Raw genomic sequence first — 25276 nt, forward strand, 5'->3', positions numbered from 1 at the left:
CAACGCGTGCGCTTTTTTCTTCCTCTTTCTTTCCCTTTGTGACAGGTCAGTCTATGCGCATCCGGGTTCTGGGCTCTTCGGCCGGCGGTGGTTTTCCCCAGTGGAACTGCAACTGCCCCAACTGCGACGGCCTGCGCCGCGGCACCCTCAAGGTCAGCGCCCGCACGCAATCGTCCATCGCGGTGAGCGTGAACGAAGCCGACTGGCTGCTGGTGAATGCGTCTCCCGACGTGTTGACCCAGATCCGCGCCACACCCGCTTTGCAGCCCGCCCGCGCCATCCGCGACAGTGGCATCGCCGCCGTGTTGCTCATGGATGCACAAATCGACCATGTCACCGGATTGCTGATGCTGCGCGAGCGGCAAACGCCCTTGCCCTTGCTGGCCACGCCCGAAGTGTTTTCGGACATTTCCGCCGGCTTTCCCATCACCAAAATCCTGTCGCATTACTGCGGTGTCAACACCCACGATCTGCCGATTGACGGCAGCACGGTCGACGTGCCGGGCATGCCCGGCCTGCAGGTGCAGACCGTGGCGCTCTCGTCCAAGCCGCCTCCGTACTCTCCGTTTCGAGGCAACCCCCGCCCGGGTGACAACATTGGCCTTTTGCTGCGCAACCCCGCCACGGGGCAGCGCGCGTTTTACGCGCCGGGTCTGGCCGAAGTCACACCCGCGCTCATCGAGCTGATGTCTGTGTGCAGTGCGGTCCTGGTGGACGGCACCTTCTGGACCAACGATGAAATGCAGCGCCTGGGCCTGTCGACCAAGGCCGCGCTCGACATGGGCCACCTGCCGCAAAGCGGCCATGGGGGCATGATCGAACAGCTGGACCGGCTGCCCGCTGGCGTGCGCAAAATCCTCATCCACATCAACAACACCAACCCCATGCTGGTGGAAGATTCCGACGAGCGTGCCGAGCTCACGGCTCACGGCATCGAGGTCGCCCACGATGGCATGGACATCACGTTCTGAAGAGCCCGGCCATGGAAATCGCACAAGCCATCCGCCCCGACAACCACCTGCCCGCCTGGAGCCCCGCTGAGTTTGAAGCACAGCTGCGCGACAAAGGCCGCAGCTACCACATCCACCACCCGTTCAATGTGCGCATGAACGCCGGCGGCTGCACGCCCGACGAACTGCGCTGCTGGGTGGCCAACCGGTTTTATTACCAAATCTGCATTCCTCGCAAGGATGCCGCCATTTTGGCCAACATGCCCGACCGCGCGCACCGCCGCCTGTGGGCCGAGCGCATTCTGGACCACGACGGATACGGCGACTTTGAGGGCTCGGCCGCTGGCGGCATTGAAGCCTGGACGCGCCTGGGTGAGGCCGTGGGCATTTCGCGTGAAGAACTCTGGTCTTTGCAACACGTGGTGCCCGCGGTGCGCTTTGCTTGCGACGCCTATGTGAATTTCGCGGCCAAAGCGCCCTGGCAGGAAGCGGTCTGCTCGTCCCTCACCGAAATGTTCGCGCCGCAGATTCACAAAGACCGCCTGGCCACCTGGCCCACCCACTACGCCTGGATCGAGCCCAGCGGACTGGGTTATTTTCGAAGCCGCATCCCACTGGCCAGCCGCGACGTGGAACACGGCCTGCAGGTCACGCTCGCCCACTTCACCACCCGCGCTGCGCAGCACCGCGCGCTCGACATCTTGCAGTTCAAGCTGGACATTTTGTGGACCATGCTCGATGCCATTGAAAAGGCCAGCCAGCAATGAGCACGCTGCCCGAACGCCCCAAGCTGTCGCGCCGCTTTCGGCTGCAGTTTGAGGAAACACAAAACCGCTGGGTCCTGCTTTACCCCGAAGGCATGGTGCAGCTCAACCCGAGCGCTGCTGAGATATTGATGCGCTGCGACGGCGAGCGAACGATTGGCGCCATCGTGCACGAACTTGAAGCCGCGTTCAACGCCCAAGGCATCGCGCCCGAGGTGAGCTCGCTCCTCGAAGAAGGACAGCGCCGTGGCTGGATTGACTGACCCCGCGATCGGGCAGCCCCTGTGGCTGCTGGCCGAGCTCACCTACCAGTGCCCGCTGCACTGCGTGTTTTGCTACAACCCCACGCAGCACGCCCGCGTCAAGAGCGAACTGAGCACCGAGCAGTGGGTGGACGTGATGCAGCAGGCCCGCAAGCTGGGCGCGGCGCAGCTCGGGTTTTCGGGTGGTGAACCGCTGCTGCGCGACGACCTGGAAGAACTGGTGCAAGAAGCCCACCGCCTGGGGTATTACACCAACCTCATCACCTCCGGCGTGGGCCTCACGCCCACCCGTGCGCAAAAGCTCAAAGACGCCGGACTCGACCATGTGCAGCTCTCGTTCCAGGACTCCACCAAAGAGCTGAACGACTTCTTGAGCCACACCAAAACCTTTGAGCTCAAGCAGCGCGTGGCCAAGCTGATCAAGACGCACGACTGGCCGATGGTGATGAACTGTGTGCTGCACCGGCACAACCTGCCGCACGTGGGCAAGATCATCGAGATGGCGGTGGCGCTGGAAGCTGAATACCTGGAACTCGCCAACACGCAGTATTACGGCTGGGCCTGGGTCAACCGGGACCACCTCATGCCCACTCGCGAGGCGCTGCAAGAAGCCGAAGCCGTGGTGAACCGCTTTCGCGCCGAGCAGGAAGGCCAGACCGGACCCAAAACCCGCGTGCTGTTTGTCGTGCCCGACTACTTTGAAGAGCGGCCCAAAGCCTGCATGAACGGCTGGGGCTCGGTGTTCCTGTCCATCGCACCCGACGGTCTGGCCATGCCCTGCCACAACGCGCGCGACCTGCCCGGCCTGCAACTGCCCAATGTGAAAGACACGCCCATCGCGGAGATCTGGCAACGCAGCAACGCGTTCAACGCCTTCCGTGGCGACAGCTGGATGAAGGCGCCCTGCCGCACCTGCGATGAGCGCCACAAAGACTTTGGCGGCTGCCGCTGCCAGGCCTTTTTGATCACCGGCGACGCCACCGAGGCCGACCCGGTGTGCAGCAAGTCACCGCACCACGAAAAGGTGGTGCAGCTGGTGATGCAGGCACCCACGCGACGCAGCATCCCTATCGTGTTCCGCAGCGACGACGAATCGCGCCTGCTGCATCCCTCGAACTGAACATGCCCGCAACCACGCCCGCCAGCGCCCAACACCACCGCATGCTTGGCGCCGCGCTGGCCAGCCGCATTCCTGGCGCAAGCCTGCGCCCGATGGCGCTGGAGCGCATGGCGTACGGCCTGTTCCTGCTCTGGCTGGCTTACATGGGCCTGCTCGTGTTTGGCGCCTGGCTGCTGTGGCAAGCGGGCGCCTGGCACCGCCTGGTGCAAGCCGACCCCACGGGGCTCACGGTGGCCATCGTGCTGCTCTTTGCGGGCTGCTCGGCCTGGGCTGGACGGCGCGCCTGGGTGCTGGGCCAGCAGCGCCTGCTGCTGGACGCACAACTCGCAGCATCTTCTACTGCGCTACCCACCGGCTGGAGCGCTGAGTACCACCAGGGCTGCACCCGGCCCGGCGCCGACCACACCATCTGGCTGCAGGTGCTGGGGGAGCGCGCCCACGGCCCACACGAAATGGCCTGGTGGCTCAACGGCATCCAGCTCAAGCTCGGGCTGCTGGGCAAGGTGATTGGCTTCTCCATCCTCGCTTTGCAACTTGGGCAAATGGACAGCTTCGACGCCAGCCAGTCGTCGCAATTGCTGAAGAACCTCACAGGCGGTCTGGGCATCGCGCTGCTCACCACCGTGACCGGCCTCACCGGCAACATCTTGCTCGGCCTGCAACTCATGCGGCTCGACCGCTTTGCCGATGCCCTCGTGGCCGACACGCTGTCCAACAGCCCCGCGCCCACGACCCACCCACCGCAGGAGTCCCCCGATGGCGATCGGTCGCTCGGCTCGTGACACCGAGACCGATCCGTTCTACGACATGTTGTTCAACATGTTGATCGCCTTCGTCTTCTGTTTTGTCATCGCCCTGCTCGCGTTCAACCCCAAAGCCCGCAAGGCTGGCGATGTGCCGGCCAAGGCCGAATTCATCGTCACCATCTCCTGGCCCGACAACAACCCCAACGATGTGGACGCCTGGGTGCTGGAGCCCGGCGGCAAAACCTTGTGGTTCCGCCAGCGCGACGCAGGCATGCTGCATCTGGACCGCGACGACCGCGGCGCCAAGAACAGCAGTGTCGTTGTCGACGGTCGCCTCATCGAGAGCACCGTGCGCCAGGAAATCGTCACACTGCGCGGTTTGGTTCCGGGCGAGTATGTGGTCAACGCCCACTACTACGAAAGCAACGACAAAAGTCCCGTGGACGTCACCGCCACCATCATCAAGGTCAACCCCCAGGCGGAAATCGTCTTCACCGGCACACAGCGCCTTCCCTCACCGGGAGACGAGCGCACCATGGTTCGTTTCTCCATTGACGACGCAGGCCGCGTGACCGACCTCAACACCCGGCCGCTCGAGATCGTCCAGCGCGCAGGCCTTTGACCCTGAAAAGCCCACCCCATGATTCCTGCTGTTTCTTCCGAGCTGCTGTGGCTGGGGCTGGTGTACGCCCTGCTGGCTTTTTTGCTGCTGGTGCTGTGTCTGTCGACCCGCTGGCACTGGGGCGTCAAGCTGGCCATGGTGGTCATGGTGAGCGGTTTTTACCCCTTGGGGCAGCAGACCCTGAAGGGTCTCTCGGGATGGCCATCCGAAGACCAACTCCCCGAGCGATTTTTGCTGCTCTCCGCTGTTTTTGATGAACCCAGCCCGGCGCGCGGCCATGCAGGTGCCATCCATATCTGGGTGCACCCCATGAAGGACAACCGGCCGGTGGAGATGCCCCGGGCTTTCCGCTTGCCCTACCAGAAAGACCTGCAAGGCATCTTGAACGATGGCCTGAAGAAAGCACGGGACGGCAACAGCCAGATGGGCTCCGTGGAGCCCGTGCGCGGTGCCCGCGGTTTGCCCTGGCTGCGCCCCGCAGGTAACGACCAGCTGCAGATCAAGCTCAGCGACCTGCCGCGTGCGCAGTTGCCCGAAAAATGAAGGCAGCCCTTGCGCCGCCTGGCGTCTTCCCCCTGCCTCATTTTCAGCCTGAAGGGGGTCGCGTCTGCGGCCTCGCGCCAGTCTGGTTGGCGCTGGCCTTGCTTTCGGGGTGCGCCGACCCTGACAGGGGCAACGAATGGTTTCCGTTGCGTGAAGGCGATGAGCAGACTCTGGCGGTCACCTACGCGATGGACGAGCCGCGCGAGGCCGAGCAATGGACGCTGCGCGTGCAGGCGCACGCCACCTTCCAGGAACAACCGGTGGCCGTGCGCCGCCACTCGGCTGGCATCAGCTACTTTCTGTTGGCAGACACCAAGGGGATCCGTCGGGTGGCGACGCAGTCGGACCTCGACAACGACCCCACCGCAGACGCCGAGCCGGTTTGGGTGCTTAAGGCACCGTACCAGGTGGGCACCGAATGGACCACCCCCACCGTGCCCTACCTGCTCCAGCGCAAAAACGAGCACCCCCGCGACCTCAAATACACCCACAAGGCACAGATGATCTGGCGCATCGAGGCGGTGGACGATGTGGTGAAGCTTGCCGACGGCAGCACACTCAGCCCCTGCCTTCGCGTGAGGGGCGAGGCCCGCCTGAACCTCTACACCGACCCGGTGAACGGCTTCACCGACGTGCCACTGATCAGCCGCGAGTGGTATTGCAAAGGCCTGGGCCTGGTGAAACTGGAACGCGAAGAAAAAGTGCCCAGCGGCTTTTTGGTCGGCGGGCTGCTCCGCGCTGAATGGGCCAGGTAGTGCGACCCAGCGAACGCGGCGGGCCATGACACGTCAGCGCCCCGTTGACTGAGCCCCCGCGGTCGAGGCCAACGCCGCCACCGCCGCCGGGTAATCTTGTGCAGCGGCGAGACGCAACCACGTGACACTTTGCGCCAGATCGCGTTCGCGGCCACGGCCGGTTCGGTGCATCACGGCGAGGGCATATTGCGCCTCTGCGTTGCCCGCCCTTGCAGCCTGCTCGAAGCGCCTGGCCGCTTCGGGCAAGCTGCGGTCGACTCCCCGACCGGCCTCGTACATCCAGGCCAAACGGGTCTGGGCGCGGCTATCGCCTCCCTCAGCAAGTTGGCGGTACAGCCCGGCAGCCTCTGCGTGCTGCCCGCTGGCGCTCAGCCATTCGGCACGCTGGTAGGGGCTCAGCTTCTCCGGGGGTTGGCCCAGCGTGGCCAGCGTGCTCAAGGCATCCTTGTCGCCGCCCTGGGCTGCGAGCGTGAGGTAAACACGGGCTTTTTCGACATCGCGCGGGAGCTGCACCCCTGCGCTGTACAGCATGCCCAGCCGGTATTGGGCCTTGAAATTGCCCGCTTGAGCGGCGCTGGTGTACAGCGCCTCGGCCTTGCGCATGTTGCGCGGCTCGCCCAGACCATCTTCGGCCAGGATGGCCAGGTTGAACAGCGCATCGCCGTTGCCTACCTCGGCCAAGGTTTCCCACACCTCGCGAGCAAAGGCGTAGTTGGCCATTTTGAACTCGGCATACGCTTTGTAGTTGCCCATGGCCGGGTTGCGCAACCAGTCGGCGCGGTCGCTGTCCTGCGCAATAGCGCCCGTTGTGGCGCTCGCCAGCAAGACCGCCAAGACCCAAGCCGGGAGCGTTGTGAACCGTGCAGGGAGCATGAGGGGTACCGGTGAGATGGGGCGTGCTGCCGGATCACTCGATCCGAAGCTCCTGCACCCAGCGCGCCCCGGGGGTGAAATCGTCGCGATCCATGGCGCCGAAAGGCGGCTGGTTGGGATTTTCCGGCGGCGCACCGATGCGGTTGAGATCCACCGCCTGCGGCGTACCGACCAGGCCCGCCGGTGTCAGGCTGAACCTGAAGATCATGCCGTTCCAGAGCTTGGCGCCAAAGTCAGCGGGTTGCTTGTAAAAGAACAGCAGGCTGTGCTCCAGCCAGGCGAAGTTGGCGGCGCTCACGGTTCCCGGCTGCGGGTAGGGGTAAGGCACGAAACAGCTGATTTCCTGCGCGGCGGGCAGGCATTTGAATTCGCGCATGGAGAGAAAGTGATCCCGCATCACCGTGTGGTCCATCTGCACACGAAACGCCGATTGCCCACCATCAAGCGCTGTGAAAACGACCTTGCCAATCGGGGTTCGATTTCCGTCACGCGTCACGGCCACGAGGGATTTTTCGCCCTCGGGCAGCACCGGCTGTGCCGCGGCAGTGCTCAGCGAGAGCGCAGCGGCCAGCGCGATCAGTGTTGGGCCGTCATGACCCATTGGGCCAGGGTCTTGATGTCGGCAGGGCTCATGCTTGGGTGAGCCGGCATCGGAATGCGGCCCCATTTACCCTTGCTGCCGTTCTGGATGGATTGGGCCAGCGAGGCCGCAGCGTCCTTGTCACCCTTGTACTTTTCAGCGATGGCGCTGAAGGACGGGCCCACAATTTTTTCCTTGGCCGAGTGGCAGGACATACAGCCATTGTTCTTGGACAGTTCCACGGTTGCCGCTTCGTCCACCGCATGCGCGGCGCCCGCAGCGAGAAGCAAGCCGGCGGTGAAGATAGAGAAAGTACGCATATCAAAAACACCAAAGAAAGAATGAAAAAGGATGGGGGTCCTGTCGCTGCAAAAAATGCGAAGAGACCCCAAACCAGCCCGCACCAAGGATCCAGCCTGGCCGGTCCGAGGTGGGGCCCCCACTCAAGGGGATGCCGCTGAGCGGCACAGACTGCCAATCACTTCAGCAGTTTGAAGGTCCAGACGGAACCGCCCTGCTCGAGGAAGTTGACCTTCTTGGCCACCTCGCCACCCCACAGCGGCACGGCGCCACCCCAGCCAGAAACCACGCTGATGTATTGCTCGCCGTCCTGCATCCAGGTCACCGGCGGTGCCACGATGCCGGAACCGGTCTGGAATTGCCAGACGATCTTGCCGGTCTTGGCATCTGCTGCCTTCAGGTACCCCTCGGGTGTGCCCCACAACACCAGATCACCCGCCGTCAACACGCCACCCCAGAGCGGCGCCTCGTTCTTCACTTCCCATTCGACCTTGCCGGACTTGGGGTTGATCGCACGGAGTGAGCCGATGTAGTCGTCGTACAGCGGTTTGATGGTGAAACCAGCGCCCAGGTAGGCGGCACCCTTCTTGTAGGTGACCGGCTCGTTCCAGATCTCCATGCCCCACTCGTTGGTCGGCACGTAGAACAGACCCGTCTTGGGGCTGTAAGCCATGGGCATCTGGTTTTTGCCACCCAGGAACGCGGGGGCTGCAAACACCGACGCACCCTTTTTGCCATCACCACCCGTGCCTGCCGGGTCACCTGGCCGGTTTTCTGGCACAAAGTTTGGACGCCCCGTCTTGAGGTCAATGCCGGTTGCCCAGGTGGTTTTGGTCACAAACGGGAAGGCGTTGACCAGCTTGCCGGTGGCGGCATCGTTCACATAGAAGTAGCCGTTGCGGTCAGCCTTGGCGCCCACGCGCTTGCCATCCATGTCAAAGGTGATGAACTCGTTGGTGCCGTCAAAATCCCACCCGTCGTTGGGCGTACCTTGGTAGTGCCACACGATCTTGCCCGTCTTGGGGTCGATCGCCACGGTCGACGCAGAGTAGAGGTTGTCACCCTTGCGCAGGTGGCTGTTCCAAGGACCGGGGTTGCCGGTGCCGAAATAGGCCAGACCGGTCTTGGGATCGTAGCTGCCACCCATCCAGGTGGCCGCACCGCCGGTTTTCCACATCTCGCCAGGCCATGTGGCGTTGGTGGTGCCGGAAATACCGTTTTCCTTGCCGTCTTTGAAACCCATGTGGCCTTCGACCACCGGGCGCACCCAAACCATCTTGCCGGTCTTGGGATCACGGGCTTCGACGCGACCGATCACACCGAACTCACCGCCAGAAACGCCCGTCATCAACAAGCCTTCGGCAATCAGCGGTGCAGCGGTGTAGCTGTAGCCCGCGCTGTAGTCGTCGATGCGCTCACGCCACACCACACGGCCGGTCTCCTGGTCCAGCGCCACCAGCTGCGCGTCCAGCGTGCCGAAGATCACCAGGTTGTCGTACAGGGCAGCACCGCGGTTGATCACGTCGCAGCAGGGCATGATGCCTTCGGGCAAACGGTGCTCGTACTTCCAGAGCTTCTTGCCGGTCTTGGAGTCGAGCGCAAAGATGCGCGAATACGACCCGGTGACAAACATCTTGCCTTTGTGAATCAGCGGCTGCGACTGTTGGCCGCGCTGCTTCTCACCGCCAAAAGACATCGACCAGGTGGGCACCAACCGGTTGATGTTGCGGGCGTTGATGTTGGTCAAAGGCGAGTGGCGCTGCAGCTGGGTGCCCAGACCATTGCTCAGCACGCTGTCGGTCGTCTTGGCATCGTCGGCGATCATGGCATCGGTCACCTGCGCACTGGCGTGGGCGGTGGCGGCCAGGATCAAAAGGCTCAGTAGCTTGCGTTTCATTGTGTTGTCTCCTGCTCATTCACGAGGTTGATGACTGAAGCCGAGCGCGATGCCCGGCCGGTGGCGAACTTCCCAGGCCTCCAGCTCCCAGGTTGCACACCCATATTGCGCAACATCTGTGCCAGGCTTTCCGGTGACACCTTTGCCTGGAGACCGCGCCTTGAAACCGGGAGGACGGGCGCAATTGCCCCAGCCTGCACAGCTCTCAAGCTTCAATGGCGGTGACACTGCTCAAAAATGGCGCAGTGCCGGTGTATCGCTTGTGACACCTGGCAGGTGCCCGCTGGCACGTCACAACCAGGGGCAGCTGCCGTGCGGGTCAGCGCCCTGTCAAGGCCCGCTGCTCGAAGCCGGGGTACCACTGCGTCAGCGTTCGGTACAACTCCACAGGCTGCGCCGCCCAGCCTGCGAAACGTGGCGGAACTGGCAGTGCCAGCACCTCCAACAGGTCCAGGCCACCCTCCGCCTGCGTCTTCATGTGGGCGTTGAGCCAGTCGATCCAGTCGCGCGTCTGGGCAATGCCTCGACGGCCCTCGTGCACCGGCCCGTGGCTGGGTACAACCACGCGAAACCCGCCAGTGGCAAGCAGGCCTTCGAGACGGTTCAGACTGGCCTGCCAGGCTTCAAAGTCGGCATGCGGCGTGGTGGGCACACGGTCGGCAAACACCAGCCCACCGGCAAACACCACGCCGGTGCTGTGGTCGAGCAGCACAAGGTCATCTGCCGTGTGGCCCGACAGCCGGATCAGTTCCAACCGGTGCTGCCCCAGCGTGCGCACCCCTGGCGCCAACGCTTGCGCCGCAGGCGCTGACTCGGTCTGCTTCATCCAGTCACCGCAAAGCCGGTAGAGGTTGTCGGCATAGGCGGCTCCCTCGGCCTGCATGCCGGCAATACTCCCGGGCAGCGCCTGCACAGGCCGGTTGGCCCAGGCCTGGTTACCGAAAAAATAGTCCGGATGCAGGTTGAGGTTGAGCACCTGCACCACCGTTTCCTGGGTGGTGCGTTCAATCAGCTTTCGCTGCTGCTCGCCATACAAACGGGACGGCCCCGTATTGACCACCACGACCCCGGCACCGGTGGCGATGAAGGCGGTGTTGATGATGTTGCAGCCATTTTGTCGGCTGAAGTCGTCCACCGCGCCTTCAATCACCCAGGTGCGTGGCGCGATCTGGCGCGCCTGCAGGTCGTAGTCGAGCTTGGCCATATCGGGCCTCGGCACGTGCGCCGGTGCTGCCGCCACCGCCTGCGCCTGCAGGGGTGGCACCACCAGCCAGGCTGCGGCGGCAAAACCCGCGAGCAACACGCCCTTCATGACAGCAGCTCCACGTTGATGCGGTTGCCATTGTTGTCGCGCCCCACCAGCCGCAGATGGCCCACGCCCTGGGGCGGCATTTCAAACGTGATGACGGGGTTTTCAGACACCGGCTCGTGCAGGCCCAGCCTCCACCAGGCTTGCCCGGTCGCGTCTTGCAACTCCAGATGCTCCAGGTGAAACGCTGGGATACCCGCCACCAGACCGGTGTCCATCGGGTGCATCACCCGCAGCCGCAAGCGCCTGCTGCCTTCGAGCACGTTGTTGAAGAAACGCGCCTGCACCTGGTTGAGTGTCTGGCTCCAGCTGCCGTCGGCCCGGGTAGCCCCGGGCACCGTGCAACCGCCACCGGCGGCCTGCACCCAGGTGCCGCCCACATGCCACTGGCCATCGGCGGTTTGCACCAGGGCGCGCACCGGCGAAGCCTGCTCCAGCCGCAGCCTGAACGCCAGCACCGGCAGGGACCGCATTGGCGCGAAGTCCAGCACCTCGCGCACGGGGTTGCGATCGGCCACCACGAGCATGCGCCGAATGCCGCCAGCGCTGCCCGCCAGTGCCCGGGCATCGACCTGGATCGGAACATTCATGGCATCGTCGGCAAAGGCCGGCCCCTTGACCACCACCTGGTCCGAAAAGCGCATCGACGCCTCGCCCAGGAAATGCCGCCGCAAGCCGGGCCATTGCATCGACCCCAGCGGATCACCGCCTGTGTGGTCCTCGGCCGCTCGCAGGCCCCGGGACGACAGCAGGCCCGCGCCCAGTCCCCAGCCGAGTAACTGGCGCCGTTGCACAAGCTTGATCATGGTTTTGTCTCCTGTCGTTGGGAATCAGGCTGCGCCGCGCTGGCGGATCCAGCCGCGCTGCGGGTCATAGCCCCAGAGTGCCAGCACAAAAAACACGGTGGTGCAGCCCAGCATCACCGCCCAGGTCAGCGTGTTCACCTGACCGTGCAACGCAAACCGGATCGCTTCCACCCCATGGCTGAACGGGTTGATCTGCGCCGCCCCATGCAACCACCAGGCACCCGACTCTTCGAGTTTCCACAAAGGGTACAGCGCCGGGCTGATAAAGAACATGGGGAAGATCACGAAGTTCATGGTGCCGGCAAAATTTTCGAGCTGACGCACATAGACCGACAGCACCAGCCCCAACGCAGCCAACATGGCCGCACAGCAAGCCATGGTCAGCAGCACCAAGGGCAAATTCCACGGCAGCACGTCCACACCGAAAAGCCAGGCGATGAACAAAAACACCGCCATTTGCAGCAGCGACAGGAAGGTACCCGCCAGCAACTTGAACGCCAACAACCAGCCCCGTGGCAACGGTGCGGTCAGCAGCAGGCGCATCACCCCCATCTCCCGGTCGTAGACCATCGAGAGCGAGCTCTGCATGCCGTTGAACAGGGCGATCATGCCCAGCAACCCCGGCAGCATGTATTCCTTGTATTCAATGTACGTTTCATAGGGCGGCTGTACGGCCACCCCGAACACGTTGTGGAACCCTGCCGCAAACACCACAAACCACAGCAAGGGCCTCACCAACGCCGAGCCCAGCCGTGAGGGCTGGCGCAAAAAGCGGGACACCTCGCGCCCGACCACGGCGCGCAGGGCTCGCAACAGGTGAAGTCCTATGGTCGGTTTTTGCATGCGCTCTCCGCGCGGTCCACACCCAGCGTGTCCAGGGTTTCGGTGGGGTGCAGCACACCGTCCATCGGTGCCATGGCAAGAACGCCATCGCCATGGGTCAGAAACACGGGCTGGCGCAACTGCCCATCCCACGGCCGGAAGCTCAAAGCCTTGCCCTTGAAGCCGTCCAGCGTGACCGACCCGCTTCGCAAGGCCTGCAGCTGCGCCGCCACCCCACCTTTGGGCTGGGCCAGCACCGCAGCGGCAATGGCACGGCCGGCCATCCAGGCGGCCCAGTCGTGCCCGTGCATCGCACGCTGCGTCTGACGCAAGAAACGCCGGGTGAGCTGGGGCGCGCCATACCGCTCCCACTGCGGGTGCCAGGCCAAAGGCACCAGCCCGGCGGCACCGGCCACGGGCCGCGGCCACTGCGTGGCGTAAGGCACGGTGCGCGCAAACTCGCCGTCGCTGTCCACCACCACCACCACCTCATGCTGCCGGTCCCCGGTCAGCAGGCGCAGGTTGCCCAGGTCCTTCTCGCGCGGATCGCCGCTGATCTTGAACGGCCGCTCTTGCACGATCTGGACACCAAAGCGCTTGGCTGAACGCCGGAAGGCCTCCAGTTGCACGGCGTCTTCTTCCAGCGGCCCGTGCAGCACCAGCACCTTGGTCCAGCGGCGCGAAGCCAGGTACTGCGTCGTGGCATCACCGGTCATGGCGCGGCTGGGGTAGGTGTGCAGCAGGTGGGGTTGGCAGTCTGCGCCGCGCAGGGTGTCGGCGTCCTGCGAAGCGTTGAACACCAGCGCACCGCCCAGCGCTTTCGGCGCCTGGGCGGCCAGTTCGCGCAGCAGCGGCACGGGCAGATCGGCCACCACGTGCTTGACCTTGGCCGCCTTCATCTGATCCAGCAGCCTTGCGATGCCTTGCGCTCCGTCCAGCTTGAACTCTTTGACATCCAGCGCCAAATTCTGGGTCCCCAGCTCGTAGGCCGAGTCTGACGCGCCAAGGCGCACGCCCTCGATGGCTGGCGATGTGGGATGCCCCGGATAAGCTCGCTCGGCCCGGCGTGGGGCGTGGCGGGGGTCGCGCTCCAGCGACACCACCGCTACCGGCGCTTGCGTAGTCGCCCACACCTGCACCGCCGGCCAGATGCTGGCCAACGAAAGGCTGGCCGACAGCACCCAACGGCGCCCGGCCCTCATCGGCTCACCAGCACCGAGTGCGGCACGCGACCCACAGAGACCGTGCGCACGGGCTTGGCCTTGGTGCCCGATACATCGACAAGCGTCATGTCATCGGACAAGCCGTTGGCCACATACAGGGTCTTGCCGTCCGGGCTGAGGTCCAGCCCCCAGGCGCGCTGACCCGCCAGCACCATCTGCTTGACTTGCCGCGTCGCCACGTCGACCTCGGCCACATGGTTGGCGCGGCCCAGGGCCACCCACATGCTCTTGCCATCCAGGCTGGAGACCAGGCCCACCGGCATCACGTCGGCATCGCGGAAACCCTTCACCTTGAACACCACCGTGTGCTTGACCGTGTGGCTGGCCAAGTCGATGACGCTCACCGAGTTGCTCAGCTCGTCACTCACCCACAGCTCGCTGCCGTTGGCCGCCGGCATGAAGCGGCGAGGCCGCTTGCCGACCTTGATGTCCTTGACCACCTTGCGGCTTTTCAGGTCGATCAGGTGCACCACATTCGCCACCTCGGACGTGACATAGGCGTACTTGTTGTCCTTCGTGACATAGATGCCCTCCGGCTCGCCGCCGGTGGCCACCGTGAACAGTTCCTTGCCGGTGGCCATGTCGTAGGCCGCCATCACGTTGGCGTCCTCGATGGATACGTAAACGGTACTCTGGTCGCTGTTGAAATCGAAGATTTCAGGGCTCTCGCCCAGCTCCATGGTGCGCACCATCTTCTGCGTGGCCATGTCGATCACACCCAGCTCGTTGCTGTTGCCGCAACACACGTACATGGTTTTCTTGTCCAGGCTCAACACCATGTGGCGAGGCCGTTCACAGGTGTCGATGGCACCCAAACGGTCGCCCTTGGCGTTGAACATGTAGATTTTTTTGTCCTTCTCGCTGGACACATACACCGTGCTGCCCGGCTGCGCCTGGACACCCAGGGCAAGACCAGCCAGCAGCAAAGAGGCCACCAGGCGGCCAACAGACGGTGCAGCGCGTTTCGGAAAGTTCATTGTGTGTCTCCTAAGGTTCGATCGATGACGTTGCTCACCACCCGTGCATCTGGGCAGGCGAGAGCATTGACAGCAAATTCGGTGCCACCTCGATAGGAACGCTTCTTGCAGGTTTTTTCATGCAAACACGGGCTTTAACCGCCCTACCCGTCCTCAAACCCGGCCTGATCCACAGGCTTTCGGCGCCCAGTGCCCGCTGTACCTTTTTCTGAATCAGTATGCAACACAGCGAACGCGCCGCACCGCTCCGAAATGACACAGGGGAAACCCGCATATCTCGCCGCGTTGTGCTGGCGGGAGGGCTGTTCGCTACCCTGCAGCTGCCTCGGGCACACGCTCGCACGCCCGCCTGGCCCGAACGACCGCTGCAACTGATCGTGCCTTGGCCGGCGGGTGGCGCCACCGACATGACCCTGCGCCTTCTGTGTGAAGAGGCGCAGCCCCTGCTGGGCCAACCCATCGTGGTCATCAACCGGCCCGGCGCGGCCGGCACCTTGGTGGCGCAGGTGCTCAACATGGCCCCACCCGACGGCTACACCATCGGCCAGGTGCCCATCACCGTGTACCGCCATGCGCTCATGAACCACGTGCCCTGGAACCCCCTGACCGACCTCAGCCCCATCGTGCAGGTGTCGGGCGTCACCTTTGGCGTGCTGGTGCCCGAGGGCAGCCCCTGGAAAAGCCTGAACGATCTGGTGGCCTGGGCGCAGCAGCACCCTGGCGAATTGATTCTGGGCTCCACCGGCATTGGCACCACGGCCCACCTGGCCATGGAAGAAATTTTGCTGCAGCACCAGGTGCGCTATGTGCACGTGCCCTACAAAGGCACCGCCGACCAGATGCTGGCCGTGGCCGCCGGGCAGCTCATGGCCGGGGTCAACTCCACCGGGTTTGCGCCCTGGGTGGAGCGCGGCCAGATTCGCCTGCTCGCCACCTTCAGTGCGCAGCGCAGCCCGCGCTGGCCCGCTGTGCCCACCTTCCGTGAGCTCGGGTACGAACACGCGGTGTACACATCGCCCTGGGGTCTGGCCGCCCCAAACGGCACGCCCGAGGCGGTGGTGCAACGGCTGCACGACGCGTTTCGCCAGGCCATGTTCAGCGACCGGCACCAGCAGGCGCTGGCACGCTACGATCAGCAACTGGACTACCTGAACACGGCCGACTACCGCCTGGCCGTGCAAGCCACGGTGGATCGCGAGCGGCGCCTGCTCAAACGCATGAACCTGCTGGCCAAGCCCATCAGCTGACCGCTGCGCACACCGAACCCACAAGTTTGAAACCCATGACGGAACACCTTCTGCTGAGCGCCCAGGGCCTGCACAAAGCCTATGCCGGCAAGCCCGCGCTCAAAGGGGTCAGCGTGGCACTGCACCCAGGCGAGATGCTGGCCCTGCTGGGCCCCAACGGTGCGGGCAAGTCCACGCTGCTGCAACTGCTCACCGGCCTCTTCAGCCCCGACCAGGGCAGCATCACCGTGATGGGCCACGACATGCACCGCCAGCCCAGTCACGCACTGGCTTCGCTGGGTGTGGTGTTTCAGCAGAGCGCGCTCGACATGGACCTGAGCGTGTTGGCCAACCTGCTGTTTCACACCGACCTGCACGGCATGCCGCGCGCCGTGGCCCGCCAGCGGATTGCCGCCGGGCTGGATGACATGGGCCTGGGCGATCAGGCTGGCGCGGTGGTGCGCAGCCTTTCAGGCGGCACGCGACGCAAAGTCGAGCTGGTGCGCGCCTTGCTGCACCAGCCGCAGGTGCTGCTGATGGACGAGGCCACCGTAGGCCTGGACCCGGCCTCGCGCCAGCACCTGCTGGACACCGTGCGTGGCCTGTGCCGCACGCGCGGCATGGCGGTGCTGTGGGCCACCCACCTGATTGAAGAAGCCAAGGTGGCCGACCGCCTGCTGCTGCTGCACCAGGGCTCGGTGCGGTTTGACGGCAGCATCGACGCCTTCATGCAGGCCGCACAGAGCGAAGACTTCCAGGCCGAGGTGCTGCGGCAGCTGGAAAAAACCACGCTTTGATCCGGCTCAGAGGCTGGCCTTTGCGGCGGCTTCCTCGGCATCCAGCTCGGCCATCTCGCTCTCGCTGAACACACGCGAGCGCGTGTGAAACGCCTTGCCCTCCGGCCCTTCCAGCGAGAAGGTGCCGCCGTGGCCTTCGATCACATCGATGATGAGCTGCGTGTGGCGCCAGTACTGGTACTGCGCCTTGCCGATGTAGAACGCGCAGCCACCGATATGGCCCAGGTACACGTCGCCCGCACCCATGGTGATTTCGCCGGGCAGGTAGCAGTTGGCCGCGCTGTTGTCGCAGCAGCCACCGCTCTGGTGAAACATCAGCTCAGGGCCGTGCTTGGTCTTGAGGAACGCGATGAGTTCGACCGCGGCCGGGGTGGCAATGACTTTTTCAACCATGACGGTCTCCTTGTTCTTCAACGGAAAACGCCAGAACGAAAATTCCGTTCCGGCGCGAAGTGTCCCAACCCAGAACGCAGCGGCACCGGCTGTGCCGGGCCGCCAGCGTTGCCCCCTTGAGGGGGTGACGCGCCGCAGGCGCGGCGCGGGGGTGGGTCAAAAGAAGCCCAGCTTGTTTTCCGAGTACGAAACCAGCAAGTTCTTGGTCTGCTGGTAGTGGCCCAGCATGGCCTTGTGGTTTTCGCGGCCCAGGCCCGATTCCTTGTAGCCACCGAAGGCGGCGTGGGCCGGGTAGGCGTGGTAGCAGTTGGTCCACACCCGGCCGGCCTTGATGGCGCGGCCCATGCGGTAGGCCACGTTGCCGTTGCGGCTCCACACGCCGGCACCCAGGCCGTACAGCGTGTCGTTGGCCATCTCCAGCGCGTCGGCTTCGTCCTTGAAAGTGGTCACGGCCAGCACCGGGCCAAAGATCTCTTCCTGGAAGATGCGCATCTTGTTGTGGCCTTTGAACAGCGTGGGCTGCACGTAGTAACCACCGTCCAGATCGCCGCCCACCTTGGCTTGCTCGCCACCGATCAGCACCTCGGCGCCTTCGGCCTTGCCCAGCTCCAGGTAGCTCAGGATCTTGGTCAACTGCTCTTTGGAGGCCTGCGCGCCCATCATGGTGTCGGTGTCCAGCGGGCTGCCCATCTTGATGGCGGCCACGCGCTTCAAGACACGCTCCATGAACTTGTCGTAAATGCTTTCCTGAATCAGCGCACGGCTTGGGCAGGTGCAGACCTCACCCTGGTTGAACGCGAACAGCACCAGGCCTTCGATCGCCTTGTCGAGGAAGGCATCGTCTTTGTCCATGATGTCGGCAAAGAAGATGTTGGGGCTCTTGCCACCCAGTTCCAGCGTGGCCGGAATCAGGTTGTTGGCGGCGGCCTGGGCGATCACGCGGCCGGTGGTGGTGGAGCCGGTGAAGGCAATCTTGGCGATGCGCTTGGAAGTCGCCAGCGGCATGCCGGCTTCACGGCCGTAACCGTTGACGATGTTCAGCACGCCCGGGGGCAGCAGGTCGGCGATCAGCTCGATCAGGATCAGCAGGCTGATGGGGGTGGACTCGGCGGGCTTCAAGACAATGCAATTGCCAGCGGCCAGGGCCGGCGGAATCTTCCAGGCGGCCATGAGGATCGGGAAGTTCCAGGGAATGATCTGGCCGACAACGCCCAGGGGTTCCTTGAAGTGGTAGGCCACGGTGTTGCCGTCGATTTCGCTCATGGAACCTTCTTCGGCGCGCAGGCAGCCGGCGAAGTAGCGGAAGTGGTCCACGGCGAGCGGGATGTCGGCGTTCAGCGTCTCGCGGATCGGCTTGCCGTTGTCCACGGTTTCGGCGTAGGCCAGCAACTCGAGGTTGGCTTCCAGGCGGTCGGCGATCTTCAGCAGGATGTTGGAACGCGTGGTCACGTCGGTCTTGCCCCAGGCATCAGCCGCAGCGTGGGCGGCGTCCAGCGCCAGGTCGATGTCTTCGGCGGTGGAGCGTGCGGCTTGCGTGTAGACCTTGCCGTTGACGGGCGATATCACGTCAAAGTACTGACCCTTGACCGGGGCCACCCACTGGCCGCCGATGAAGTTGTTGTATTGGGCTTTGTAGGCGATCTTGGCGCCGGGGGTGCCGGGTGCTGCGTAAAGCATGTGTGTCTTCCTCTGAAAATGGGTGTGGAACTTGAATAGGCCTTGACGGCAACAACACATGCTCAAGTTCCATGCCACGCCAGAAACACCGCCATAGCTGCATTTTTTGCTCTTTATTTTGATGGTTTCCGGGGCAATGTGTCACACAGCACGACACCTGTGCCACAGGCTGTTCAAGTCTGGTACGGAAGTCGATTGCATAGGCTCATCCCGCGTTGAACGGCCCTCATCAGCCGGCCAACGCAACCACCAAGGCCGCAGCAGGTGCATGCACTGCCGCTGCATCACCCGCGTCACGTGGCCGCCGCGCGATGTGAGCCTAGGAGCCTGAGCACCCCAACGGTTGTTGTCTCGGACGGCGGACCGGGGCCGATGCGGGTGCAGCTGGGCGACACGGCGGCGTAAACGGGACTGCGCCCGCGCATCGGCGGCCCGCCCGGCACGCGGCCGGGCATATAGACCGTTACAGCGGTTGAGACTCTTGACAAGCAGAACCAGGGCGAGGCATTGGCTGCGCCCAGACGCGCTCAGTCGCCGACCAGCCGCACCTCGATGCGCTCCAGCCAGCGCACATGACGGGGCCCCGAGCGGGTGTCTTGCAGGGAACGCAGCGCCGGCAAGCCATCGGCGCCGATGAGGTCGCGCCCGTCCTGCGAGCGCACAAGGATCACACCGTCACCGAGCGCGCTGTTGTACAGCTCGCCCCACGAGAAGCTGACGCGGTAGCCGTCACGCGCCGTCAGCAGCACCACGGCACGGCGTACCGCTTGGCGGTCGGGCGAAAGGCCGGCACGGTCGATCAGATCGCGCAACGGAAAGCCCTGGTAACGCACGACAAGCTTGACCGTGCGACCGTCTTGCTGCACCTCACGCGATTCAGCGAAGTCGCGCCAGGGCAGCGCCTCCAGCTGCTCGCGGTTGAGCGCCAGCGGCGTCTGCACCGCCCCAGCCACACGCACCAGGTGCACAGCAGGGTCTGGCGCCTGTGCCAGGGCCCGCGGCGTGCTGGCCCAAAACGCCAGCGCCAGCGAAGCGCCGATGCCGAAGATCCGCCGGTGCATCAAGTCACCCTCAAGGCGCACCAAAGCCATGGCGTGCCAGGATGGCCTGAGCGGGTGGTGCCAGCAGCGCCTTGGCAAACGCTGAAGCGGGCGCCGGTGCACCCTGGCGCACCGTCAGACCGTATGCGGCGCCCACCTGCAGTGCGGGCGGCACCTGCACCACCTGCAACGCGCTCACATGCCGGCGTGCGGCCACGGCGTTCGTGCAGTAGGTGAGAAATACATCGGCCTGGCCTTGTTCCATCACCCAGGCATACAGGTTGCGGCCAGCGGGCGCGGCGGGCGAGGCGGGCCCGCCAGTGAGCAGCAGGGCCTTGGCGGTGAGCCGGGTCTGGCTACCTGTAACCACGGCCTCAGCCTTCTGAAAAAGAGCCAGCGCGTAGTCGCCCGACGGGTCGGCCTTGGGCGTGGACATGCCCAGCTTCACATCGGGCCGAAGCAGCGTCTGCAGCAGGTTGGCCGTGTTGACCGCCAGCGCAGGCTGAACCAGCGCGCACAGGCTGTTGCGCACAAACACCGTCTGCGGCGCCCAGCCACCCCCATCGGCCAGACGCTGGGGATGCTGGGTGTCGGCAGAAGCAAACACCTGGGCGCCCTCGCCGTTTTCGATACGCTCGCGCAGCAGGCCCGACGGCCCGAAGGTCAGCGCGACCTGTTGCCCGGTACGGGCCTCGTGGTCGCGCGCCACTTCGGTGAGCGCGTCGCGCAGGCTGCCTGCGGCGTAGACCACCACCGGGCCCGTCGCTGGGATTGGCGATGCGCAGCCGGTCAGCACCGCCGTCAAGGCCAGAGCGGCGAACTTCATTTCGTGGCGTTCGGGAAGAACAGCTGTTCGCCGCCGATCTTGTAGCCGGCAATCACGGCTTGGCCAGCGGGGCCAGTCACCCAGTCCACAAACTTCTGACCTTCAGCGGTTTTCACCTGGGGGTGCTTGGCCGCACTCACCAGCATCACGCCGTACTGGTTGAACAGGCGCTTGTCACCCTCGACCACCACGGTCAGGTCGGCGCGGTTCTTGAAGTTGAGCCAGGTGCCGCGGTCGGCCAGCACATAAGCGCCGCTGCTGGAGCCGATGTTGAGCGCCGGGCCCATGCCGCAACCACACTCCTTGTAGCCGGCACCCTTGTTGGCGTCGGTGTCGGTCATTTTCCAGAAGCGCAGCTCGGCCGCGTGGGTGCCGCTCTTGTCACCGCGCGAGATGAAGGGCGCGTTGGCCGTGGCCACTTTTTTCAGCGCCACCACGATGTCGTTGCCCTTGGTGCCTGCCGGGTCGGCCTTGGGGCCGATGAGCACAAAGTCGTTGTACATCACCTCCTGGCGCTTGGCGGCGAAGCCGTCGGCCACAAACTTTTCTTCGGCCACTTTGTCGTGCACGAACAGCACGTCGGCGTCGCCGCGGCGCGCCATGTCAATCGCCTGGCCAGTGCCCAGCGCCACCACCTTCACGTCGATGCCGCTGGCCTTTTTGAACTCGGGCAGCAGGTAGCTGAACAGGCCCGATTGTTCGGTGGACGTGGTGGACGCCACGACGATGCTGCTCTGAGCGAACGCGGCCGCGTTGCCCAGCAGTCCGGCCGTGACCAAACCGGCGGCCGCCAGCATGCGAACCGTGAGACGGCGGTTGAGCGGGCGGTTCAGTGGTTGGGGCGTGTTCATGTGGTTTCTCCTTTGACGAACAGTTGGGCCTGGGGGCTGTGCGCCTCCAGGTGGGTTGGGTTGAAAAAATCGTTGACGGGCAAGTCGGCCATTACCCGGCCGCGCTCCAGGTAAATCACCCGGCTGGCCAGGCGCTTCACCTGGCCCAGGTTGTGGCTGCTGAACACCAGCGTGGGCGGGCGGCGGCCGGGCGCCGGGGCGGCGGTGGTGAATTCGGCAATCAGAGCCTCCACCTCGCGTTTGGCGTGCGGGTCCAGGCTGGCGGTGGGCTCGTCGAGCAGCCACACGTCGGGCATCAAGGCCCAGGCCCGCGCCAGCGCCAGGCGCTGCTGCTGCCCGCCTGAGAGCGCCCGCGCGTTGCGCTCGGCCAGGTCCTGCATGTCCACCCGTGCCAGCGCCAGCGGCGCCCGCTCCCGGGCTTGCGCCCAAGGCACACCCTGCAGCCACAGGCCCAGCGCGATGTTGTTCTGCGCGCTCAGCCGCAGCATGTGCGGGCGCTGAAACAGCATGGCCTCGCGTTGGTGGGCGGGTTTGCTCAGCGTGCCAGCTTGGGCGCGCTGCAGGCCATGCAGCGTGCGCAGCAGCGTGCTCTTGCCACTGCCGTTGGCACCTACCAGCGCCACGCGCTCACCACTGGCGATCTGGAGCGTCACAGCGCTCAGCGCAGCCAGCCGGCCGGCGGGACCCAGGCGCACCTCCACGTCACGCAAGTCAAAACAAGCGGGTGCTTGCACGTTCAAGGCTGGCCAAGGGGCCACATGGGGCAAACCGCTCATGTGCTCACGCCACAGCCAAGGCCATGCCCACGCCATCGGCCCGCTCGCGCCAGCGGCGCAGCAGGGCCACCAGCGCATTGAGCAGCAGCACCACACCCAGCAACACCAGGCCCAAGCCCAGCGCCAGGGGCAGGTCGCCCTTGCTGGTTTCCAGCGCAATGGCGGTGGTCATCACGCGGGTGAAGCCTTCGATGTTGCCGCCCACAATCATCACGGCGCCCACCTCGGACACCGCGCGCCCAAAAGCCGTGATCAGCACGGTGAGCAGTGCATAGCGTTCGTCCCAGGCCAGCAACAGGCTGCGCAAGGCCGTGCCCGCACCGAGCGACTGCAGCTGCTCGCCATGGCTGCGGTCGGCGTCTTCCACCACCTGGCGGGTGAGCGCGGTCACCAGCGGCAGCACCAGCACCGCCTGCGCCAGCACCATGGCCTGAAAGCTGAACAGCCAGCCCAGAAAACCCAGCGGGCCAGAGCGCGACAGCAGCAAATAGATCACCAGCCCCACCACCACCGAGGGCACGGCCAGAAAGGTGTTGAGCAGGGTGAGCACCACACCACGGCCGGCAAAACGCGCTGCGGCCAGCCAGGCGCCCAGCACCAGACCGATGCCGCAGGCAAGTGCGCAGGCTGTGGCGCTGACCGCGAGCGAGCGCAGCACCACCGTCCAGAGCCCGGCGTCGCCCGACAAAACCAGTTGCAGCGCCGTGGCGATGCTGTCAGAAAACGTATTCATGTTGCGCTGCAGCTTAGCGGGCTGGGTCGGGCTTGAGAGTACGTAGTGACGCGGTATGAAGCGCCGAACATAGGCGGCATGGCAGGCGCTGCGGGCCTTGAGGCACACTGGCGGCCATGAGAAAGATCGAGCTGTCGTACAGCATCAAGGAGCGAATCACCGAGCGGGCCACGGAACGCGCCGGCACCGCGCCGGCGTCTGCGCACGCGATGCTGCGCAACCCCATGATGGACGTGTTGCACGCGGTACGCGAGCGCGGTTCGATCTCGGCTGCGGCGAGGCAACTCGGTTTTTCTTACCGCCACGTGTGGGGCCAGCTCAAGCAATGGGAGGCCGAGCTCGGCCAGGAGCTGATCGTCTGGGAACGCGGCCAGGCGGCGCTGCTGAGCCCGTTTGGCGAGCGGCTGCTGATGGCCGAACGGCTCGCCCAGGCCAGGCTGGGGCCGCAAATGGAGAGCCTGCGCGCCGAGCTGGAGCGGGCGTTTGCGCTGGCGTTCGAGCCCGACAGCACGCAAGCAGGGGCCGAGGTGCTGACGCTGTACGCCAGCCACGACCACGCCCTGAACGCCTTGCAGGACATGGCCCGTCAAGGCTTGGACGGCTCGGGGCTGCACCTGGACATCCGCTATTGCGGCAGCGTGGACGCCATCCGCGCGCTGAACGAAGGGCGCTGCGTGCTGGCCGGCTTTCACACCCAGCCGTTTGCCGACGCCAACAGCCTGAGCGCCCGCACCTACCGCCCGCTGCTCAAGCCGGGCACGCACAAGATCATTGGGTTTGCACGCCGCGTGCAAGGCCTCATGGTGGCGCAGGGCAACCCGCTCAAGCTGCACGATATGCGCGACGTGGCCCGGCTGCAGGCTCGTTTTGTCAACCGGGCCAAGGGCACCGGCACACGGCTGCTGCTGGATGAACTGATGGCCCAGGCCGGCCTGGACCCGATCGACATCACCGGGTTTGACACCGTGGAAAGCTCACACGCGGCGGTGGCCCACGCCGTGGCCAGCGGGCGGGCTGACGTGGGGCTGGGCACCGAATACGCCGCCCGCAACCAGGGGCTGGGTTTTGTGCCGCTGACCGACGAACGCTACCTGCTGGTGTGCCTGAAGGCCGCGCTGGAAACACCCGGTGTGCAGCGCCTGCTGTCCTTGCTGAGCGGCCCTACGTGGCAAGCCGCGCTCAATGCCCTGCCCGGCTACGCCACCGACCACAGCGGCGAAGTGGCTGCCATGAAGCGGCTGCTGCCCTGGTGGAAGGCCTGAACCGTCCGGGTTTGCCCGTCTAACTTGCATCACCCGGCTGCACGTCAAGAAACAGCGCCATCGCTGCCAGCTCGGTGGCCAACGCCGCATGGAAATGTGCCTCTTGCGGTGGCTGGCCGCTGACATAGCCCACATCGGCACGAAGGCGTCCATTACTCGTGGACAGATTGCCCCAGCCCACCACCTGATCGCGCCAGAGCAAGGGCATGGCGTAGTAGCCGCGCACGCGCTTGGCCGGCGGCGTGTAGGCCTCGAATCGGTAGGCCCAGCCCCACAAGCGTTCAAACCGGTCGCGGTCCCACACCACAGGGTCAAAGGGCGCCAGCAGGCGCACGTGTTCGGGCACGCTCCAGCGCTTTGAACATGGGTCCTCGCCTACGGGCCAGTACCAAGAGATGCCGTCCACGCAGGCGTGGGGCAGGCGCTGCAAAGCCCGCTGTAACGCCGCGCGCAACTCGCTCTGCCACTGGGGCACCGCGTGTTTGAGCATGGCCACCAGTTGCCGAAGGCCAGGTTGTGGCAGCGGCGCATATTTGTCCACCAGCACATCCACCAGAGCGTCCAGCGTGGTTGGCACGTCATCAGGGGCTGGCTGTGGCGCCTGCGCAGCGTACAGGCGGATGCCTTTTTCCCGCCGCGCCACGCGCAACAGGCCGCGGTAGTGCATGGCGTCCAGCAACTGGGTGCTGGCCTTTGATTGGCCCCCAAAGCCGTTGGTGGTGTGGCCGTGTGCAAAGTGCCCATCGACTTCCCGCGGATGCGCTTCGCCCCGCGCCTGAACGAATTGCCTCACCGCATGGGCCTGCGTCTGGCGCTCGGCAGACCATTCCTGACGGGCAGCGCGCGGGTGCATGCGTTGGTGCAGTTTGTGTGTCACAAAACCGTAGTTGACGAAAAAGTCCTCTTCCACCGCCAATTGCGGGTAGGCGCGCTCCAGGTCGCCGGCCCGGTAGTCCTTGACGCGGTGGCGCAGCGTGAGGTCTTGCGCGCGGGCGGGCGACCGGATCGGGTCGGCCTGCACGAAGCCCAGCCGTTCGATGGCCCGGGGCAGGCTCAGGGGTGTGAACAGGCTGCGGCCCACCGCGTAGCGGCGCAAGTCGGCAAGGGTCGGTGACGGCATCACCGCATCATGCCGCAGGCAAACC

Annotated in this window: 28 protein-coding genes; 11 read left to right on the forward strand and 17 right to left on the reverse strand. The window is 65.0% G+C overall.

Annotated elements, in window-relative coordinates:
• Positions 1–53 precede the first annotated feature (53 nt).
• The 8 genes from pqqB (at position 54) to AC4QBL_RS10825 (ending at position 5763) form a co-directional block, all read left to right on the forward strand.
• Positions 54–971: a pyrroloquinoline quinone biosynthesis protein PqqB gene (gene pqqB / locus AC4QBL_RS10790; RefSeq protein WP_472906880.1), complete on the forward strand. Its 918-nt coding sequence runs from the start codon at positions 54–56 to the stop codon at positions 969–971.
• An 11-nt stretch (positions 972–982) separates the two neighbouring features.
• Positions 983–1717 (forward strand): pyrroloquinoline-quinone synthase PqqC, encoded by a 735-nt coding sequence (gene pqqC / locus AC4QBL_RS10795; protein ID WP_472906881.1) that lies wholly within the window; start codon positions 983–985, stop codon positions 1715–1717.
• Positions 1714–1977 (forward strand): pyrroloquinoline quinone biosynthesis peptide chaperone PqqD, encoded by a 264-nt coding sequence (gene pqqD, locus AC4QBL_RS10800; protein WP_472902028.1) that lies wholly within the window; start codon positions 1714–1716, stop codon positions 1975–1977. Before pqqC ends, pqqD begins: the two co-directional genes overlap by 4 nt.
• Entirely contained in the window at positions 1961–3097 is a 1137-nt protein-coding gene (pqqE, locus tag AC4QBL_RS10805) for a pyrroloquinoline quinone biosynthesis protein PqqE (protein WP_472906882.1), read from the forward strand. Before pqqD ends, pqqE begins: the two co-directional genes overlap by 17 nt.
• 2 nt (positions 3098–3099) lie before the next feature.
• Entirely contained in the window at positions 3100–3879 is a 780-nt protein-coding gene (locus AC4QBL_RS10810) for a hypothetical protein (protein ID WP_472906883.1), read from the forward strand.
• On the forward strand, positions 3854–4465 hold the full coding sequence (locus AC4QBL_RS10815; protein ID WP_472906884.1) for a DUF2135 domain-containing protein: 612 nt from the start codon (positions 3854–3856) through the stop codon (positions 4463–4465). The genes AC4QBL_RS10810 and AC4QBL_RS10815 overlap by 26 nt, the downstream gene beginning before the upstream one ends.
• A gap of 18 nt (positions 4466–4483) precedes the next feature.
• On the forward strand, positions 4484–5008 hold the full coding sequence (locus tag AC4QBL_RS10820; RefSeq protein ID WP_472906885.1) for a hypothetical protein: 525 nt from the start codon (positions 4484–4486) through the stop codon (positions 5006–5008).
• Between the two features lie 146 nt (positions 5009–5154).
• Complete coding sequence (locus AC4QBL_RS10825) at positions 5155–5763, forward strand: hypothetical protein (RefSeq protein ID WP_472906886.1); 609 nt, start codon at positions 5155–5157, stop codon at positions 5761–5763.
• Between the two features lie 33 nt (positions 5764–5796).
• Here AC4QBL_RS10825 and AC4QBL_RS10830 read toward each other — a convergent pair whose 3' ends face one another.
• The 9 genes from AC4QBL_RS10830 to AC4QBL_RS10870 form a co-directional block, all read right to left on the reverse strand.
• On the reverse strand, positions 5797–6597 hold the full coding sequence (locus AC4QBL_RS10830; protein ID WP_472906887.1) for a tetratricopeptide repeat protein: 801 nt from the start codon (positions 6595–6597) through the stop codon (positions 5797–5799).
• 73 nt (positions 6598–6670) lie between these two features.
• On the reverse strand, positions 6671–7237 hold the full coding sequence (locus AC4QBL_RS10835) for a hypothetical protein (protein ID WP_472906888.1): 567 nt from the start codon (positions 7235–7237) through the stop codon (positions 6671–6673).
• Complete coding sequence (locus AC4QBL_RS10840; protein WP_472906889.1) at positions 7213–7536, reverse strand: c-type cytochrome; 324 nt, start codon at positions 7534–7536, stop codon at positions 7213–7215. Before AC4QBL_RS10840 ends, AC4QBL_RS10835 begins: the two co-directional genes overlap by 25 nt.
• Positions 7537–7694: 158 nt before the next feature.
• On the reverse strand, positions 7695–9413 hold the full coding sequence (locus AC4QBL_RS10845; protein ID WP_472906890.1) for a PQQ-dependent methanol/ethanol family dehydrogenase: 1719 nt from the start codon (positions 9411–9413) through the stop codon (positions 7695–7697).
• 319 nt (positions 9414–9732) lie between these two features.
• Positions 9733–10725, reverse strand: a complete 993-nt coding sequence (locus AC4QBL_RS10850) for a quinoprotein relay system zinc metallohydrolase 1 (protein ID WP_472906891.1) — start codon at positions 10723–10725, stop codon at positions 9733–9735.
• Positions 10722–11528: a quinoprotein dehydrogenase-associated SoxYZ-like carrier gene (locus tag AC4QBL_RS10855; protein WP_472906892.1), complete on the reverse strand. Its 807-nt coding sequence runs from the start codon at positions 11526–11528 to the stop codon at positions 10722–10724. Before AC4QBL_RS10855 ends, AC4QBL_RS10850 begins: the two co-directional genes overlap by 4 nt.
• Positions 11529–11552: 24 nt before the next feature.
• On the reverse strand, positions 11553–12371 hold the full coding sequence (locus tag AC4QBL_RS10860; protein ID WP_472906893.1) for an ABC transporter permease: 819 nt from the start codon (positions 12369–12371) through the stop codon (positions 11553–11555).
• Positions 12353–13552, reverse strand: a complete 1200-nt coding sequence (locus AC4QBL_RS10865) for a type 1 periplasmic-binding domain-containing protein (protein WP_472906894.1) — start codon at positions 13550–13552, stop codon at positions 12353–12355. Before AC4QBL_RS10865 ends, AC4QBL_RS10860 begins: the two co-directional genes overlap by 19 nt.
• The gene (locus AC4QBL_RS10870) at positions 13549–14550 is read right to left on the reverse strand and encodes a YVTN family beta-propeller repeat protein (protein WP_472906895.1); all 1002 of its coding nucleotides are present in this window, start codon (positions 14548–14550) and stop codon (positions 13549–13551) included. Before AC4QBL_RS10870 ends, AC4QBL_RS10865 begins: the two co-directional genes overlap by 4 nt.
• 407 nt (positions 14551–14957) lie before the next feature.
• On the opposite strand from AC4QBL_RS10870, the gene AC4QBL_RS10875 reads away from it, so the two are divergent.
• Both AC4QBL_RS10875 and AC4QBL_RS10880 read left to right on the forward strand, forming a co-directional pair.
• Positions 14958–15797 (forward strand): tripartite tricarboxylate transporter substrate binding protein, encoded by an 840-nt coding sequence (locus tag AC4QBL_RS10875; RefSeq protein WP_472906896.1) that lies wholly within the window; start codon positions 14958–14960, stop codon positions 15795–15797.
• A gap of 35 nt (positions 15798–15832) precedes the next feature.
• Positions 15833–16573, forward strand: coding sequence for an ATP-binding cassette domain-containing protein (locus AC4QBL_RS10880; RefSeq protein WP_472906897.1), 741 nt, complete (start codon positions 15833–15835; stop codon positions 16571–16573).
• 6 nt (positions 16574–16579) lie between these two features.
• Here AC4QBL_RS10880 and AC4QBL_RS10885 read toward each other — a convergent pair whose 3' ends face one another.
• The 7 genes from AC4QBL_RS10885 to AC4QBL_RS10915 all read right to left on the reverse strand — a co-directional run bounded on the left by AC4QBL_RS10885 (position 16580) and on the right by AC4QBL_RS10915 (position 22869).
• Positions 16580–16966: a DUF779 domain-containing protein gene (locus AC4QBL_RS10885; RefSeq protein WP_472906898.1), complete on the reverse strand. Its 387-nt coding sequence runs from the start codon at positions 16964–16966 to the stop codon at positions 16580–16582.
• A gap of 156 nt (positions 16967–17122) precedes the next feature.
• Positions 17123–18643, reverse strand: a complete 1521-nt coding sequence (gene exaC, locus AC4QBL_RS10890) for an acetaldehyde dehydrogenase ExaC (protein WP_472906899.1) — start codon at positions 18641–18643, stop codon at positions 17123–17125.
• A gap of 527 nt (positions 18644–19170) precedes the next feature.
• A complete protein-coding gene (locus AC4QBL_RS10895; protein WP_472906900.1) occupies positions 19171–19704 on the reverse strand; it encodes a molybdopterin-dependent oxidoreductase in 534 nt (177 codons plus the stop codon).
• Between the two features lie 10 nt (positions 19705–19714).
• Entirely contained in the window at positions 19715–20509 is a 795-nt protein-coding gene (locus tag AC4QBL_RS10900; RefSeq protein WP_472906901.1) for a molybdate ABC transporter substrate-binding protein, read from the reverse strand.
• Positions 20506–21306 (reverse strand): ABC transporter substrate-binding protein, encoded by an 801-nt coding sequence (locus AC4QBL_RS10905; RefSeq protein ID WP_472906998.1) that lies wholly within the window; start codon positions 21304–21306, stop codon positions 20506–20508. Before AC4QBL_RS10905 ends, AC4QBL_RS10900 begins: the two co-directional genes overlap by 4 nt.
• Before the next feature lie 50 nt (positions 21307–21356).
• Positions 21357–22136, reverse strand: coding sequence for an ATP-binding cassette domain-containing protein (locus AC4QBL_RS10910; protein ID WP_472906902.1), 780 nt, complete (start codon positions 22134–22136; stop codon positions 21357–21359).
• Between the two features lie 4 nt (positions 22137–22140).
• Positions 22141–22869 (reverse strand): ABC transporter permease, encoded by a 729-nt coding sequence (locus AC4QBL_RS10915; RefSeq protein WP_472906903.1) that lies wholly within the window; start codon positions 22867–22869, stop codon positions 22141–22143.
• A gap of 116 nt (positions 22870–22985) precedes the next feature.
• On the opposite strand from AC4QBL_RS10915, the gene AC4QBL_RS10920 reads away from it, so the two are divergent.
• Entirely contained in the window at positions 22986–24131 is a 1146-nt protein-coding gene (locus tag AC4QBL_RS10920; RefSeq protein WP_472906904.1) for a substrate-binding domain-containing protein, read from the forward strand.
• A gap of 19 nt (positions 24132–24150) precedes the next feature.
• On the opposite strand, the gene AC4QBL_RS10925 is transcribed toward AC4QBL_RS10920, so the two are convergent.
• Positions 24151–25251, reverse strand: coding sequence for a DNA glycosylase AlkZ-like family protein (locus AC4QBL_RS10925; protein ID WP_472906905.1), 1101 nt, complete (start codon positions 25249–25251; stop codon positions 24151–24153).
• Positions 25252–25276 lie beyond the last annotated feature (25 nt).

This window comes from Hydrogenophaga sp. L99 (genome assembly GCF_058731905.1).

Bases quoted from the DNA above. Each gene is read 5' to 3' on its own strand.
- pqqB (WP_472906880.1), top strand. From the start codon at position 54: ATGCGCATCCGGGTTCTGGGCTCTTCGGCCGGCGGTGGTTTTCCCCAG.
- pqqC (WP_472906881.1), top strand. From the start codon at position 983: ATGGAAATCGCACAAGCCATCCGCCCCGACAACCACCTGCCCGCCTGG.
- pqqD (WP_472902028.1), top strand. From the start codon at position 1,714: ATGAGCACGCTGCCCGAACGCCCCAAGCTGTCGCGCCGCTTTCGGCTG.
- AC4QBL_RS10810 (WP_472906883.1), top strand. From the start codon at position 3,100: ATGCCCGCAACCACGCCCGCCAGCGCCCAACACCACCGCATGCTTGGC.
- AC4QBL_RS10815 (WP_472906884.1), top strand. From the start codon at position 3,854: ATGGCGATCGGTCGCTCGGCTCGTGACACCGAGACCGATCCGTTCTAC.
- AC4QBL_RS10820 (WP_472906885.1), top strand. From the start codon at position 4,484: ATGATTCCTGCTGTTTCTTCCGAGCTGCTGTGGCTGGGGCTGGTGTAC.
- AC4QBL_RS10835 (WP_472906888.1), bottom strand. From the start codon at position 7,237: ATGGGTCATGACGGCCCAACACTGATCGCGCTGGCCGCTGCGCTCTCG.
- AC4QBL_RS10840 (WP_472906889.1), bottom strand. From the start codon at position 7,536: ATGCGTACTTTCTCTATCTTCACCGCCGGCTTGCTTCTCGCTGCGGGC.
- AC4QBL_RS10845 (WP_472906890.1), bottom strand. From the start codon at position 9,413: ATGAAACGCAAGCTACTGAGCCTTTTGATCCTGGCCGCCACCGCCCAC.
- AC4QBL_RS10850 (WP_472906891.1), bottom strand. From the start codon at position 10,725: ATGAAGGGCGTGTTGCTCGCGGGTTTTGCCGCCGCAGCCTGGCTGGTG.
- AC4QBL_RS10855 (WP_472906892.1), bottom strand. From the start codon at position 11,528: ATGATCAAGCTTGTGCAACGGCGCCAGTTACTCGGCTGGGGACTGGGC.
- AC4QBL_RS10860 (WP_472906893.1), bottom strand. From the start codon at position 12,371: ATGCAAAAACCGACCATAGGACTTCACCTGTTGCGAGCCCTGCGCGCC.
- AC4QBL_RS10865 (WP_472906894.1), bottom strand. From the start codon at position 13,552: ATGAGGGCCGGGCGCCGTTGGGTGCTGTCGGCCAGCCTTTCGTTGGCC.
- AC4QBL_RS10870 (WP_472906895.1), bottom strand. From the start codon at position 14,550: ATGAACTTTCCGAAACGCGCTGCACCGTCTGTTGGCCGCCTGGTGGCC.
- AC4QBL_RS10875 (WP_472906896.1), top strand. From the start codon at position 14,958: ATGACCCTGCGCCTTCTGTGTGAAGAGGCGCAGCCCCTGCTGGGCCAA.
- AC4QBL_RS10880 (WP_472906897.1), top strand. From the start codon at position 15,833: ATGACGGAACACCTTCTGCTGAGCGCCCAGGGCCTGCACAAAGCCTAT.
- AC4QBL_RS10885 (WP_472906898.1), bottom strand. From the start codon at position 16,966: ATGGTTGAAAAAGTCATTGCCACCCCGGCCGCGGTCGAACTCATCGCG.
- exaC (WP_472906899.1), bottom strand. From the start codon at position 18,643: ATGCTTTACGCAGCACCCGGCACCCCCGGCGCCAAGATCGCCTACAAA.
- AC4QBL_RS10895 (WP_472906900.1), bottom strand. From the start codon at position 19,704: ATGCACCGGCGGATCTTCGGCATCGGCGCTTCGCTGGCGCTGGCGTTT.
- AC4QBL_RS10900 (WP_472906901.1), bottom strand. From the start codon at position 20,509: ATGAAGTTCGCCGCTCTGGCCTTGACGGCGGTGCTGACCGGCTGCGCA.
- AC4QBL_RS10905 (WP_472906998.1), bottom strand. From the start codon at position 21,306: ATGCTGGCGGCCGCCGGTTTGGTCACGGCCGGACTGCTGGGCAACGCG.
- AC4QBL_RS10910 (WP_472906902.1), bottom strand. From the start codon at position 22,136: ATGAGCGGTTTGCCCCATGTGGCCCCTTGGCCAGCCTTGAACGTGCAA.
- AC4QBL_RS10915 (WP_472906903.1), bottom strand. From the start codon at position 22,869: ATGAATACGTTTTCTGACAGCATCGCCACGGCGCTGCAACTGGTTTTG.
- AC4QBL_RS10920 (WP_472906904.1), top strand. From the start codon at position 22,986: ATGAGAAAGATCGAGCTGTCGTACAGCATCAAGGAGCGAATCACCGAG.
- AC4QBL_RS10925 (WP_472906905.1), bottom strand. From the start codon at position 25,251: ATGCCGTCACCGACCCTTGCCGACTTGCGCCGCTACGCGGTGGGCCGC.